This is a genomic window from Nocardia rosealba (genome assembly GCF_020216065.1).
GTDB lineage: Bacteria > Actinomycetota > Actinomycetes > Mycobacteriales > Mycobacteriaceae > Nocardia > Nocardia rosealba.
Window position 1 is genome coordinate 429160 of record NZ_JAIWNA010000003.1, and the last position, 13627, is coordinate 442786.

Annotated in this window: 12 protein-coding genes; 5 read left to right on the top strand and 7 right to left on the bottom strand. The window is 69.4% G+C overall.

Annotated features, from left to right (window positions below):
- Positions 1 to 39: 39 nt before the first annotated feature.
- Complete coding sequence (gene ypfJ / locus LDL21_RS15475; RefSeq protein WP_225280615.1) at positions 40 to 966, bottom strand: KPN_02809 family neutral zinc metallopeptidase; 927 nt, start codon at positions 964 to 966, stop codon at positions 40 to 42.
- Positions 967 to 1162: 196 nt separating this feature from the next.
- On the opposite strand from ypfJ, the gene aspS reads away from it, so the two are divergent.
- Positions 1163 to 2965, top strand: a complete 1803-nt coding sequence (gene aspS / locus LDL21_RS15480; RefSeq protein WP_225280616.1) for an aspartate--tRNA ligase — start codon at positions 1163 to 1165, stop codon at positions 2963 to 2965.
- A 68-nt stretch (positions 2966 to 3033) separates the two neighbouring features.
- A complete protein-coding gene (locus tag LDL21_RS15485; RefSeq protein ID WP_225280617.1) occupies positions 3034 to 4002 on the top strand; it encodes a DUF389 domain-containing protein in 969 nt (322 codons plus the stop codon).
- Here LDL21_RS15485 and LDL21_RS15490 read toward each other — a convergent pair.
- Positions 3999 to 5018 carry a DUF2189 domain-containing protein gene (locus LDL21_RS15490; RefSeq protein WP_225280618.1) on the bottom strand — a complete coding sequence of 340 codons (1020 nt, stop codon included), beginning with the start codon at positions 5016 to 5018 and terminating at the stop codon, positions 3999 to 4001. The two genes, LDL21_RS15485 and LDL21_RS15490, sit on opposite strands and share 4 nt — an antisense overlap.
- 193 nt (positions 5019 to 5211) lie before the next feature.
- Here LDL21_RS15490 and LDL21_RS15495 point away from each other — a divergent pair, with 193 nt between their 5' ends.
- Positions 5212 to 6381: a phosphotransferase family protein gene (locus tag LDL21_RS15495; RefSeq protein WP_225280619.1), complete on the top strand. Its 1170-nt coding sequence runs from the start codon at positions 5212 to 5214 to the stop codon at positions 6379 to 6381.
- A 69-nt stretch (positions 6382 to 6450) separates the two neighbouring features.
- On the top strand, positions 6451 to 7275 hold the full coding sequence (locus LDL21_RS15500; RefSeq protein ID WP_225280620.1) for a siderophore-interacting protein: 825 nt from the start codon (positions 6451 to 6453) through the stop codon (positions 7273 to 7275).
- A gap of 171 nt (positions 7276 to 7446) precedes the next feature.
- On the opposite strand, the gene LDL21_RS15505 is transcribed toward LDL21_RS15500, so the two are convergent.
- From LDL21_RS15505 to LDL21_RS15515, 3 genes are all read right to left on the bottom strand, one after another.
- The gene (locus LDL21_RS15505; protein ID WP_225280621.1) at positions 7447 to 8691 is read right to left on the bottom strand and encodes an RNA polymerase sigma factor; all 1245 of its coding nucleotides are present in this window, start codon (positions 8689 to 8691) and stop codon (positions 7447 to 7449) included.
- Positions 8688 to 9041, bottom strand: coding sequence for a YciI family protein (locus LDL21_RS15510; RefSeq protein WP_225280622.1), 354 nt, complete (start codon positions 9039 to 9041; stop codon positions 8688 to 8690). The genes LDL21_RS15505 and LDL21_RS15510 overlap by 4 nt, the downstream gene beginning before the upstream one ends.
- A 191-nt stretch (positions 9042 to 9232) precedes the next feature.
- Positions 9233 to 10903, bottom strand: a complete 1671-nt coding sequence (locus LDL21_RS15515) for an alkaline phosphatase D family protein (RefSeq protein WP_225280623.1) — start codon at positions 10901 to 10903, stop codon at positions 9233 to 9235.
- 116 nt (positions 10904 to 11019) lie between these two features.
- Here LDL21_RS15515 and LDL21_RS15520 point away from each other — a divergent pair, with 116 nt between their 5' ends.
- The gene (locus tag LDL21_RS15520) at positions 11020 to 12366 is read left to right on the top strand and encodes a replication-associated recombination protein A (RefSeq protein ID WP_225280624.1); all 1347 of its coding nucleotides are present in this window, start codon (positions 11020 to 11022) and stop codon (positions 12364 to 12366) included.
- 31 nt (positions 12367 to 12397) lie between these two features.
- On the opposite strand, the gene LDL21_RS15525 is transcribed toward LDL21_RS15520, so the two are convergent.
- Positions 12398 to 12796, bottom strand: coding sequence for a nuclear transport factor 2 family protein (locus LDL21_RS15525; protein WP_225280625.1), 399 nt, complete (start codon positions 12794 to 12796; stop codon positions 12398 to 12400).
- Between the two features lie 52 nt (positions 12797 to 12848).
- Entirely contained in the window at positions 12849 to 13571 is a 723-nt protein-coding gene (locus LDL21_RS15530; protein WP_225280626.1) for a helix-turn-helix transcriptional regulator, read from the bottom strand.
- Positions 13572 to 13627: the final 56 nt, after the last annotated feature.

Consider the following 13627-nt stretch of genomic DNA (forward strand, 5'->3'; position numbering starts at 1 on the left):
CCCTCGATGAAAAACGCTGTGTCGGATCGGGTTCGAGGGTCAGCGTAACCCGGGGGGATTGTCCAGGTCGGCGGCGGAATAGGTATCGCAGGACTGCACCGAACCGCTGCGGTAGCCGGCGAGGAACCACTTCTGGCGCTGATCCGAGGACCCGTGTGTCCACGATTCCGGATTCACGCCACGACCCGCCGCACGCTGGATGCGGTCGTCGCCCACGGCGTTGGCGGCCGACAGCGCGTCGCGGATGTCGTTGTCCGACAACGGCTTCAGGAACGGCTGCGTGCTGCCCGGCGCGTTCTGCTTGTCGGCGAAATGCGCCCACATGCCCGCATAGCAGTCGGCCTGCAGTTCGGTGCGCACCGCACCGGATTCGGGTCCGCGCGGATCCTGTTGTGCGCGGCCGATATCACCGAGTTGGTTCTGGATGTGATGGCCCACCTCGTGAGCGACCACGTACTCCTGGGCCAGTGGCCCGGCACTCGCGCCGAACCGGTCGACGAGTTCCTGGAAGAAGCTGGTGTCGAAGTAGGCGGTGCGATCGGCGGGGCAGTAGAACGGGCCGACATCGCTGGTGGCGTTACCGCAGCCGGTGTTCACCGCCCCCGTGAACAGGACGAGTTCGGGCCGCACATACCGCTGACCGGTCTGTTTGGGCAGCTCCGCACCCCACACCGCGTCCAGGCTCTGCGCGGTGAGCACCACCCGGCAGTCGACGTACTTGTTCGCATCGGCCCCGGTCTTGCAGTGTTCGGGGGTGCCCGCGGTGACGTCCCCGCCCTGGTACTGCCCGCCGGACACCCCCGTGCCCGAACCGGTACCGGTGAGGTCGACGCCGAACAGCAGGCCGACCACCAGCAGGATCAGCCCACCCGCGCCACCACCGACGGCCAGCTTGCCGCCCATCCCCGGTCCGCCGCCCGAGGATGCCCGGCCCGGATCGATCTGCATACCCTCGTTGAAGGTCATCGCGGTACTCGCCTTCGCTCGGTTGTCCACTGCCCTGCAGCACCATTGGCCACCGCGCGCGCAGCCGTCGCGCAGGGCGCGCGACAAGCTTGACACGGCGCGGAAGATATCGGTTTTCCCTCGCCCATCGTGTCTCACTACGATGGGCGTGCACCGGGTCTTCTCCACGGTGCGAAAAATCGTCGAAAGGAATACCGTGCTGCGCACCCACTTGGCTGGTTCGCTGCGAAGCGAGCACGCCGGTCAGACCGTCACCCTCACCGGCTGGGTGGCCCGGCGGCGTGACCACGGTGGCGTGATCTTCATCGATCTGCGCGACGCCTCGGGGGTCGCGCAGGCGGTGTTCCGCGAAGGCGAGGCGGCCGAACAGGCCCACAAGCTGCGCGCGGAGTACTGCGTGCAGATCACCGGTGTGGTGGAGCAGCGTCCCGACGGCAACGAGAACCCCGAACTGCCGACCGGCCAGATCGAGGTCGACGTGCGCGAACTGGTCGTGCTCAACGAGAGCGCGCCGCTGCCGTTCCAGCTCGACGAGACCCCCGGCGACGAGGCCCGCCTCAAGTACCGCTACCTCGACCTGCGCCGCGAGGGCCCCGGCCACGCCATCCGCCTGCGGTCCAAGGTCAACGCCGCCGCCCGTGAGGTGCTCGGTGCCCACGAGTTCATCGAGGTCGAGACCCCGACGCTCACCCGGTCCACCCCCGAAGGCGCCCGCGACTTCCTGGTCCCCGCGCGCCTGCAGCCGGGCAGCTTCTACGCGCTGCCGCAGAGCCCGCAGCTGTTCAAGCAGCTGCTGATGGTCGGCGGCATCGAGCGCTACTACCAGATCGCGCGCTGCTACCGCGACGAGGACTTCCGCGCCGACCGTCAGCCGGAGTTCACCCAGCTCGACATCGAGATGAGCTTCGTGCGCCAGGAGGACGTGATCCTGCTGGCCGAGGACATCCTCACCGCGCTGTGGAAGCTCGTCGGCCACGACATCGTCACCCCGATCCCGCACATGACCTACGCGGAGGCGATGCGCCGCTTCGGTTCCGACAAGCCCGACCTGCGCTTCGGCGTGGAGATCACCGAGCTCACCGACTACTTCAAGGACACCCCGTTCCGGGTGTTCCAGTCCGAGTACGTCGGTGCGGTCGTGATGCCCGGTGGCGCGAGCCAGCCGCGTCGTCAGCTCGACGCCTGGCAGGAGTGGGCCAAGCAGCGCGGCGCCAAGGGTCTGGCGTACATCCTGATCAACGAGGACGGCACCCTCGGCGGCCCGGTCGCCAAGAACCTGTCGGACGCCGAGCGCGAGGGGCTGGCCAAGCAGGTCGGTGCCGAGCCGGGCGACTGCGTGTTCTTCGCCGCGGGCGCGACCAAGTCGAGCCGTGCCCTGCTCGGTGCCGCGCGCGGTGAGATCGCCCGCAAGTGCGGCCTCATCGACCCGAACGCCTGGGCTTTCGTCTGGATCGTCGACGCACCGATGTTCGAACCGGCCGCCGAGGCCACCGCGAGCGGCGATGTGGCCCTGGGCCATTCGTCCTGGACCGCGGTGCACCACGCCTTCACCTCGCCCAAGCCGGAGTCGATGGACACCTTCGACACCGACCCGGGTTCGGCGCTGGCCTACGCCTACGACATCGTCTGCAACGGCAACGAGATCGGTGGCGGTTCCATCCGTATCCACCGCCGTGACGTGCAGGAACGGGTGTTCGCGGTAATGGGCATCGATCACGACGAGGCCCAGGAGAAGTTCGGCTTCCTGCTCGACGCCTTCTCCTACGGCGCCCCGCCCATGGGCGGTATCGCCTTCGGCTGGGACCGCATCACCGCCCTGCTCGCCGGGGAGGATTCGATCCGCGAGGTGATCGCGTTCCCGAAGACCGGTGGCGGCGTCGACCCGCTCACCGACGCGCCCGCGCCGATCACCGCCCAGCAGCGCAAGGAAGCGGGCATCGACGCCAAGCCCGAGGTCAAGGGCGGCGACGCGCCGAAAGCTGTTGCCGCGCAGAAGTAGCGACCGGATAGCAGCACCGGTAGCTTCTGGTGTGGTCCCGTGCGGGACCGGTGACCAGGAGGCTATCGGTGCTGCATCTACGCATTATCAGTCCACCCGAGCAGACCGCTGAGCTGGTCCGCCTCCTCGAAGCCGATGCGGGTGTCACTCATCTGACGGTGGCGCCCGGCATCGCGGTCGACCCCGGCGGCGACCTCGTCCAGGCCGACATCGCGCGCGAGGCGGCCAACAAGATCCTAGACGACGTGAAGTCGCTCGGACTGGTCCACACCGGTGGTATCACGCTGGGACCGGTGGAAGCGGTGCTGTCCGATGCCGCCGACCGCGCGGTACGGGCGGCACCCGGCGACCCGAGCGACGCCGTGGTCTGGGAGCAGTTGCTCGTGGAGACACACGAGGAATCCTCGCTCAACTCCACGTTCCTCGCGTTCTTGACCATCGCCTGCCTGCTCGCCTCGATCGGCGTGGCGACCAATTCACCCGTCACCATCGTCGGCGCGATGGTGGTCGGCCCGGAGTTCGGGCCACTGGCCGCGCTGTCGGTCGCGCTGGTGCGCCGCAATTGGCGATTGGCCCGGCGGTCGATGATCGCGCTGGCCGTGGCGTTCCCGGTCGCGATGGTGATCACCTTGTTCGCCACCATGCTGTGGGAGCGGATGGGCTGGATCACCGTCGAAGGTGTGATGGATGCGCACAATGTCGACTTCATCTACCAGGTCGGGCCGTTCTCCCTGGTCGTGGCCCTGCTGGCCGGGGCGGCAGGCATGCTGTCACTGGTCACCGCGAAATCGGCGGCCCTGATCGGGGTGTTCATCTCGGTGACCACCGTGCCCGCGGCAGGCTACGCGGTGGTGGCCGCGACGCTCGGTCAGTGGCATCGGGCGTTCGAGTCGGCGGGTCAGCTCGCGGTGAACCTGGTCGGCATCGTGGTGGCCGGCGTGCTCGTGCTGGAACTGCGGCCGCGCGCGGGCGACGAATCAGGCCCGATCGGCCGCTTCAAACGGGCGATCGGCATGCGCACCCCGCTCGAGCACTAGACGCGGGCGACCGGTCCCGCGGTGAGCATCCGGTAGGCGTAGGTGACCGCGATCGCGCACACCGGCCCGGCGACGAACAAGCCGATCCCGCAGGCGAGTACACCGACGAAGGTGACGAGCATGATGGTGAGGAACAGCAGTACGCAGGCCCACAGGTTGGCCAGCACCAGCATGCCGCTCGCCTTGATCGCCTCGACCGGTCCGTAGTCCTGATCGATCACGAAGTGCAGCGAGAACATGCACAGGAACCCGACGATCACCCCCGGCGCCAGGCACAGCGCGGACGCGAGCAGGGTCGCGGTGAACGCCAGCAGTGCGGTGAGCAATACGTTGCCCGCGTTCACGAAACGGAAGAAAGACCCGAAAGCCGGTGGGTATCCGTCTGTTTCGTACAGCGCGCCACGCACCATCGCCGCCTGCAGCAACCACAGCGCAACCAGCACGACCAGGAACAGGAACAGCACGCTCAACGGCGAGGTGGGGTTCACGATCTGGACGATCGCGAGCGCGCCGAGATAGATGAGCACGCCCACGCCGATGATGCCGAGCCACGGTCCCGGGTTGGTGCGGAATCGTTCCACGCCGTAGCTCAGTGACTGCCCGATATCGAGCGCCTGTGCTCCCGAATGGAGGTAACCCGACGGCTGCCCGGACTGTCCCGGCGACACGCCACCGGCGGGGGTCGTGGCGAAACCCGAGGTTTCCGGTTTCTCCTGTGGCACCGCATAACCCGGGCCGGTGCCCGGCTGACCGTAGTGCGGTGCGCCCATTCCCGATCCGGCAACCGACGGCGGGGGTTCGACCGGTTCGCTGCCGTACTGGGCGGCACCCGGTCCTTCGAACTGCGGATAGCCTGCGCCACCGGCCATTCCGTGCCTGCCCGTCCCGGCGCTCGGGGCGGGGGGCCGATCGGGTCCTTCGTGGCGTCCGGTGCCGTGGGCGAATTGCCCGCTACCGCCGGGCGCAGGCGACCCACCCGGTGAATCGCTCGATGCGGCGGACGGTGTGTCGGTCACTGTGGTAGACCTTTCGACTCAACCGGTTTGCGGTGTGGCGCACTGCAGTTGACGTCGAGAAAACCCGACGAGCGACAGATGTGTCAAGCGAACAGGCACACTCGCGCAACCGCGGTGCCAACACGCCGGGCGACGCGGAAAGGTTGCGTAACCGCTCGCTAGAAGTGACCAGGTACGAGTAGCTTGAGAGGCGATGACCGCACTATTGGCCGAACGCGCCGCCGACGTCGTGTCCGCAGCACAACAGTTGCTCACAAAGCGAATGGGTGCTGCGGTGAAGCTGAGTGATCCAGTGGAGCTCAGTGGTAGTGGCAGGACCACTGTCCTGCGGGTGCGTGTCGCGGAGAACGCTTTCTCGCTCCCGCGCACGCTGATCGTGAAGCAGGTGCGTGGCTCCGCGCAGGACCGCGTCACCGGTGGCATGGCCCCCGGTGTCGCCAGCATCGATGCCGCGTTCCTGCGCGAGGCGGTGTCCTATCAGTTCACCACCGCCCTGAGCCGCGAACAGCGTCCCGGCGCCTACCTCATCGCGCACAGCGTGCCCGACCGCATCCTCGTGCTGTCGGATCTCGGCGACAACGCGCTACTCACCTCGGTGCTCGCCGCGCGCGCCGAACCGGGCACCCGCAACGCGCTGATGGCGTTCGCGCAGGCACTCGGTCGCATGCACGCCGCGACCGTCGGCCGCGAACCGGACTTCATCGCGCTGATGCGCCGGGTCGACTCGGCGCACCGCGTCGACGGGATCGCCCAGCAGGCGCAGGCCGCGATCGCGGAGGTGCCGGGTCTGCTCGAGGCGGAACTCGGCATCGAGGTGCCCGGTGAGATCGCCGAACGCATCGTGCACGGCAACCGGTTGTTCACCGCGGGCCGCTACCGCGCGTTCAGCCCCTCGGACCTGTGCCCGGACAACGTCATCATGAACGACGAGGGCGCCCGGTTCCTCGACTACGAGTGGGGCGGTTTCCGCGACGCGACCCTCGACATCGCCTACGCGCTGGTGTCGTTCCCCGGATGCCTGTGCGATTTCGAACTGTCGCGCGGCCGGGCCAGGGAGATGGTCGAGGCGTGGCGTTCGGCCGTGGTCGGCGTGTGGCCCTCGCTGGCCGACGACAGGGTGCTGGCCGAACGGATCCTCGAGGCCCGCCTGATCTGGGTGTGGCTGTCGACCTACTGGTTCCTGCCCGCCGACCACACCCGCATCGCCACGGCCCGCGAGCACGGTCTGTCCGTGCCGCGATCGGAAGCACTGATCAACCGCTGGTCGGCGCTGGCCGAGGATGCGCGGGTCACCGGCGACGACGCGGTGGGCGACTTCGCCGAACAGGTGTCGGCGATGCTCGAGGAACGCTGGTCGGAGTGAGAACGTAGCTCCCCACATGGTCCCCGACGCGGAGTAGCGTCGGCGGGGATCCGAGAGTTGGGAGCAGACGTGCCGCAGTCGATCACCGTCACCGTCGTCGGCAAACAGTGGCTGACACCGCACCTGGTGCGCGTCGTCGGCACTGTCGACGACGGTGCGTTCACCCCGAACGCCTTCACCGACGCCTACGTGAAATTGATCTTCCCCGTGCCCGGCGTCGACTACCCGGAGCCGTTCGATCTGGACACGGTGCGCGAAACGATGGACGCCGCGAGCCAGCCCGTACTGCGCACCTACACCGTGCGCTCCTACGACCCGTCACGCCGCGAGATCAGCATCGACTTCGTCGTCCACGGCGAGGAGGGCATCGCGGGCCCGTGGGCGGCCGAGGTCGAACCGGGCGAAGAATTCCGCCTGTTCGGCCCCGGCGGTGCCTTCGCTCCCGACCCGGCCGCCGACTGGTACCTCCTGGTCGGCGACGAATCGGCGTTGCCCGCCATCGCCGCCGCCGTCGAAGCATTGCCCGCGGGCGCACCGGCCCAGGTGTTCATCGAGGTCGGCGGCGCCGAGGACGAGATCCCGCTCAACTCACCCGCCGACCTGCGCGTCCACTGGGTGCACCGCGGCACGTCCTCGGACGCTGTCCCCGACGAGCTCGCCGGCGCGAACGCGCCGCTGGTCGCCGTAGTGCGCGCGGCCGACTGGCTCCCCGGCCAGGTCCAGGCCTTTGTGCACGGCGAGGCGGAGGCCGTCATGCGCAGCCTCCGTCCCTACCTGCGTAAGGACCGCGGGGTCGCACCGAAATGGCTGTCTGTTTCAGGCTATTGGCGCCGCGGCCGCACCGAGGAGGGCTTCCGCGAATGGAAGCGCGAGCTCGCCGCCGAGAACGCCTGAGCGCGAGCGGGCCAGCTGGACCAGCCCGAGCGGGCCGGCCGGACCAGCACGACTGCGCCGGCCCGATCAGCGTGACTGTGTTGGCCGGAACAGCGTGACTGCGCTGGCCGGACCAGCGTGACTGCGCTGGCCGGAACAGCTATCCCGGTCGCCGCCTGACCGACTGGTCCGTCATTCGGACAAGGCCGTCAGCTTGCCGCGAAGATGCGCTCGTTCCACCGCGTTGTCGGTGAGCAGCAGCGCGGCCTCGTAGGCGGCGACCGCCTCCTCGACCCGACCCAGCTCGGCGAGAAAGGCCGCCCGGGCGGCGTGCAGATAGCCGTAGGTGGCCAGCGCCGGTTCGGCGCCGAGCGGACCGAGCAATTCCAGCGCCCGCGCCGGATCACCCGCCAAACCGACCGCGACGGCGTGATTGAGCCGGGCGACCGGTGACGGCCACACCCGCAGCAACAACCGGTACAGCCCGATGATCTCGGCCCAATCGGTGTCGGCCCAGCTGGGCGCCTCGTCGTGGACCGCCGCGATCGCCGCCTGCACCGTGTACCGATCCACATGGGGCAGCGCCTGTTTCACCAGGGCGATGCCTTCGGCGATGGCGTCGTGGTCCCAGCGGGACCGGTCCTGGTGTTCGAGGGTGCACAGCTCGCCCGCCGCGTCCACGCGGGCGGCGCGGCGGGCGTCGGTGAGCACGACGAGTGCGAGCAGGCCGGTCACCGACGGGTCGTCAGGCACCAGCGCGTGCATCATCCTGGCCAGTTGCAGTGCACGATCGACCAGATCCGTGCGCACCAGGTCCTCGCCGGCGGGGGCGGTGTGGCCGGTGGTGAACAGCAGGTGGATCACCGCGCAGATCGCATCGAGCCGTTGCGGCAGCTCCCGCGTCGACGGCACCCGGTACGGGATGCCCGCCACCGCGATCTTCTTCTTCGCCCGGGTGATCCTGGCCGCCATCGTCGGCTCGCTCACCAGGAACGCCCGCGCCACCTCGGCGGTCGTCACCCCGCAGACCAGCCGCAAGGTCAGCGCCACCTGCGCCTCCGGGGACAGTGCCGGATGGCAGCAGGTGCTGATGAGGCGCAGCCGGTCGTCGGGGATCACGGGGTCGTCGAGTGCGGCCAGGGCCAGGTCGGCGGTGTCGGGCACCGGTTCGTCGACCACCAGCCGGGGCAGGGTGCGATGGAAGGTGGTGTCGCGGCGTAACAAGTCCAGGCCCCGTCGGCGGGCGACGGTCGTCAGCCACGCACCCGGCCGGGCCGGAACGCCCTCGGCCGCCCACACGGTCAGCGCGGTCGCGTAGGCGTCCTGCACACATTCCTCGGCCAGGTCGAAATCGCGGACCAGCCGCACCGTCGCGGCGAGCACGAAAGCCCACTCGCGACGGTGCGCCAGCTCGACGGCCTCGGCCGCCGTGGTCACGCCGGCTCGAAAACCTGGATCGGGCGCACCTCGACCCCACCGGTCGGAGTGGGCACCTGCGCGGCGAGCGCGATCGCGGCATCCAGGTCGGGGGCCTCCAGCAGGTAGTAGCCGCCGAGTGCCTCCTTGGCCTCGGCGAAGGGGCCGTCGGTCACCACCACCTCGCCGGTGGCGTCGTGCCGGATCGAGGTGGCGGTGGCGGTGGGCTGTAGGGCGTGGCCGCCGAGGTTGGCCGCACCGGCGATCTGCTGGAAGGTGCGATGGGCGGCGAGCATGTCGGCGCGTTCGGCGGGGGACATGGCGGCGTAGGTCGGTTCGTCGCCGTAGATCAGGACCAGGTATTGGCTCATGGTGAGGTTCCTTCGGGGTCGTGGTCGCCCGTTCGTCGGGTGGCCGTACTCACCCGACGAACGACAACCGTCGCGATCGACAGCCGGTCCGAAGAATTCTGCGCCGAATTTCGCGGCACCGCACCGAAGTGCTGTCAGAGCACGGAAGCGCCGTCGACACAGCGGAGTGGCACCAGCCGCGGCAGAGCGGATCAGAGCACCGGCGCGGGCCGCGGCTCCAGGCGACCACCGGAGCGCACGGCGAAGGACATGCCGTGGCGGATTCCGGTGGCGGGGTCGGTGACGTCGAACGCGTAGAACCAGTCCATCTGGGTCGCCTCCGGGGTGACGTCGAGGACGCCGAAACCGTGCGAATCCAGCTCCACATACCGCAGGTGGTGATTGGCCGCCTTGATGGCCTCCTCCGCCGCGATCGACGTGGTGCGCGGCGGGGTCTTGGTCAGGTCGCCGACGCTGGCCGAGGTCACCGACGGGATGACGAACTCCGCGCCCACCGTCGGCCCGGCGGGATAGTTCGCGGCGTTGAGCGGCAGATCGGAGGCCCAGGAGGTGTGGATGTCGCCGGTGAGGAACACGACGTCACCGACCTGGTTGTTGGCGATGGTGTCGAACAGGGTGCGGCGGTCGGCGGTGTAGCCGTCCCACTGGTCGCCGTTGACGGTGATGCCGCCCTGCGGGATGCCGAGCGCGGCGGTGATGGCCTCGGTGGTCGCCGATTCCAGCGGCGGGAACACCAGCGGCGCGATCATCACCGAGTTGCCGACCAGTTTCCACCGGGTCGGGGAGGACACCAATCCCGCTGTGAGCCAATCCATCTGGGCGCGGCCGGTGATGGTGCGGGCCGGGTCGTCGGCGTTGCGCCAGCCCGCGACCGGACCCGCCTCCTCGTCGCGGTAGCTGCGCAGGTCGAGCATCGACAGTTCGGCCAGCGTGCCGAACCGCAACCGCCGGTAGATCTGCACCGCACCGTCGCCGCGGGTGGCGCGGACGGGCATCCATTCGAGGTAGGCCGTGGCCGAGGCCGCCCGGCGGTCGGCCCAGTCGCCCTGGGTGGCGGGGTCGTGGTCCTCGGAACCTTCGCGCCAGGAATTGTCGGCCGACTCGTGGTCGTCCCAGGTGCAGATGAACGGCAGCGCGGCGTGCAGCGCCATCAGGTCCGGGTCGGTCTTGTACTGGCCGTGGCGGATTCGGTAATCGGCGAGGGTGACGATCTCGTTCGCCGGATCGTGTGCGCGCACGGCACCGTTGCGGCCCACGTACTCCCCGCGCCCGTACTCGTAGATGTAGTCGCCGAGGTGCACGATGGCGTCGAGGTCGCCGCGTGCGGCCAGGTGCCGGTAGGCGCCGAACCAGCCCGCCTCCCAGTTCGAGCACGACACCAGGCCCAGGCGCAGCCGGTCGACGGAGCTGTCGGCGGCGGGTGCGGTGCTGGTGCGCCCGATCGGGGAGGTCTGGCCGAGCGCGTGGAAGCGGTAGCAGTAGCCGGTGCCCGCCGACAGACCCTTCGCGTCGATCTTGACGGTGTGGTCGGTGTCGGCGGTCGCCGTCACGGTGCCGGAGGCGGCCACCTGCGTGAAGTTCTCGTCGGTGGCGATCTCCCAGCGCACCGAGACCGCGTCGCCGAGGCCCGAGCCCGGGGTGGCGTCGTCGTCGACGCTCACTCGCGTCCACAGGATCACCGCGTCGGGCAGCGGATCGCCCGAGGCAACGCCGTGCCGGAACACCGCTCCGGTCGCGTGTGCCTGCGCCGAACCGATCAGCACCGCCGCCGCGGCCGCTGTACTGCCTTTGAACAGGGTGCGGCGGGCGAACAGCCCTGCGGGCACGACCTCGGTGTTTTCGACCACGATCAGCGATCTCATCCCAGCGCGGCCCGTCGCGCAAGTCGGACACACAGAATTTGGTCATCTGTTCAGGTTCGTTGCCCGTACCGGGCGATCGACCGGATGTGTCCGAGGGTCTCGGTACCCTGCACGACGTGAGTGATCAGCTGTTCGACGTGCCGGGCGAACCCGCCGAGCCCGAGCGTGGACTCGACGCGGTGGTGCGGCGTGATCCCGGGGCGCCGCTGGCGGTCCGGATGCGGCCGCGCTCGCTGGACGAAGTGATCGGTCAGCAGCATCTGCTCGGTCCCGGTTCGCCGCTGCGCCGACTCGTCGAGGGGTCCGGCGCCGCATCGGTGCTGCTCTACGGCCCGCCCGGCACCGGGAAGACCACGCTCGCATCGTTGTTGTCGCAGGCCACCGGTCGCCGGTTCGAAGCGTTGTCGGCACTGTCGGCGGGAGTGAAGGAGGTCCGCGCGGTCATCGACCTCGCGCGCAAACGGCTGGCCGTGGGCGAGCAGACCGTGCTGTTCATCGACGAGGTGCACCGCTTCTCCAAGACCCAGCAGGACGCGCTGCTCGCGGCGGTGGAGAACCGGATCGTGCTGCTCGTCGGCGCGACCACCGAGAACCCGTCGTTCTCGGTGGTGTCGCCGCTGCTGTCGCGGTCGCTGGTGCTGCAGTTGCAGTCGCTCACCACCGACGACATCCGGGCGGTACTCGACCGCGCGATCACCGACGAACGGGGCCTGGCGGGGGAGTACACGGTCACCGAGGAGGCCCTGGACCACATCGTGCGGGTCGCCGGTGGGGACGCGCGCCGGGCGCTCACCGCGCTGGAGGCCTCGGCGGAGTCGTCCCTGGACGGCACCGTCGACCTCGAGCTTGTCGAGGCGAGCGTCGACAAGGCCGCCGTGCGCTACGACCGCGCGGGTGACCAGCACTACGACGTCATCAGCGCCTTCATCAAATCCATTCGTGGCTCCGATGTGGACGCGGCCCTGCACTACCTGGCCCGCATGCTCACCGCGGGCGAGGACCCACGCTTCATCGCCCGGCGCCTGATGATCCACGCCAGCGAGGACATCGGCATGGCCGACCCGATGGCATTGCAGACCGCGACCGCCGCCGCCCAGGTCGTGCAGCTCGTCGGCCTGCCCGAAGCGAAACTGGCGCTGGCGCAGGCGACCATCCACCTGGCCACCGCGCCGAAATCGGGCGCGGTCACGTCGGCGCTGGCCGCGGCCATGTCCGACATCACCGCGGGCAAAGCGGGCGCGGTGCCACCGCACCTACGCGACGGGCACTACGCCGGTGCGAAAGCCCTCGGCAATGCCAAGGGCTACAAATTCCCGCACAACCACCGCGGCGGTGTGGTCGCCCAGCAGTATCCGCCCGACGAGATCGTCGGCACCGACTACTACGAACCCACCGACCACGGCTTCGAACGCGAGGTCGGTTCCCGCGTGAGCAAACTGCGCCGGATCATCCGGGGCACCTGAGGAGATCCTCGCGGCAGCGGTCTCGTCCCGCTCAGTCCTGCGTGAACGGCGCCGACCCGCCGACCGACCAGATCCGCCGCAACTTCCCGCCGACGGCTTCGAACATGTCGATGCCGCCGTGTTCGGGCCTGCCGGAGGCCTCCGAATGCCACCGGACCGCGAAGGTTCCCGACCCGTCGGCATCGAGCTGCCCGGCCGCCCCCGAGTCGACGACGAACCGGACTTGTGGTCGCTGCCGCCGGAATCCGGCGACGAAGCCACTGATGTCGGCCGGGCCGCGCAGCCCGTCGGTGAGTTCGCGTGTCGGCGAAGCGAAACGGAGTTCGAAATCCTCGGTGAGCAGCTGACCGGCAAGGGTGGGATCGGAATTCCAGAGTTCGGTCCAGCGGGCGGCGAGGTGGTCGGCGGTGATCGGGGCGGCGGTGCTCATGAACTACTCCTCGAACTCGGGGCGCCTGGGTGGCGGCCTCGGAGTCCAGCGTTCAGTCCGTGCGCGACAACGGTGTGTCGGTGATCGAGGTCACATCGATCAGCCGTCCGTCGCCGGTCGGGATCGTCGACAAGTCGATGCCGCGATCCACCGCCACCTCGTCGAGGACTTCCGCACGCACCACGCGGTCGAGCCTGAACCCACGCAGCCCCCCGCGCATTCGGCACCAGGCGTAGAGGAACCAGTGCTCGCTGCCCGCCACGAACGCGAGGGGCTCGACCGCGCGCCCGCTGGGCACGTCGTTGCGATCGAGGTAGTCGAGCCGCAGCACGCGCCGGCTGATGACTGCGTCCAGGATCGCGGGGGAGATGGCTGGTGCGTGTGGTGTCGGGAAGAACCGCACCCGGTCGACCAGTGCCGTCGCACGCTGCCGATCCTGTTCGGGAAGGACCGCCACCACCTTGTGCACCGCCGACAGCGCGGCCTCCGCGAACGGTGTCCCGGCCAGCCGGGGCAGTGCCACAGCGAGCGCGGTCGCCTCGGCGGCCGTCAGACTCACCGGCGCCAGAGTGCGGTGCCGATCGATGGCATACCCGCCCGCACGCCCCGGCACGGACCGGATCGGCAACCCGGCCTGCTGCAACGCGGCGAGGTCACGCTCGATCGTGCGGGTCGACACCTCGAAGCGGGCGGCCAGCTGACGTGCGGTGCGCGGGCGCGGACTGTAGGCGCGCAGTTCTTCGGCGAGGGCGTAGAGCCGCTCGGTTTTCGTCACGTCCGGATTGTCGCCGAGACCACCGACTCCGGCGGAAAACCGGTGGATCGCAGACG

What these genes read in the sequence shown, in the direction of transcription:
- LDL21_RS15495 (WP_225280619.1), top strand. Translation starts at nt 5,212, where the DNA reads ATGACCGCACTATTGGCCGAACGCGCCGCCGACGTCGTGTCCGCAGCA.
- ypfJ (WP_225280615.1), bottom strand. Translation starts at nt 966, where the DNA reads ATGACCTTCAACGAGGGTATGCAGATCGATCCGGGCCGGGCATCCTCG.
- LDL21_RS15515 (WP_225280623.1), bottom strand. Translation starts at nt 10,903, where the DNA reads ATGAGATCGCTGATCGTGGTCGAAAACACCGAGGTCGTGCCCGCAGGG.
- LDL21_RS15525 (WP_225280625.1), bottom strand. Translation starts at nt 12,796, where the DNA reads ATGAGCACCGCCGCCCCGATCACCGCCGACCACCTCGCCGCCCGCTGG.
- LDL21_RS15510 (WP_225280622.1), bottom strand. Translation starts at nt 9,041, where the DNA reads ATGAGCCAATACCTGGTCCTGATCTACGGCGACGAACCGACCTACGCC.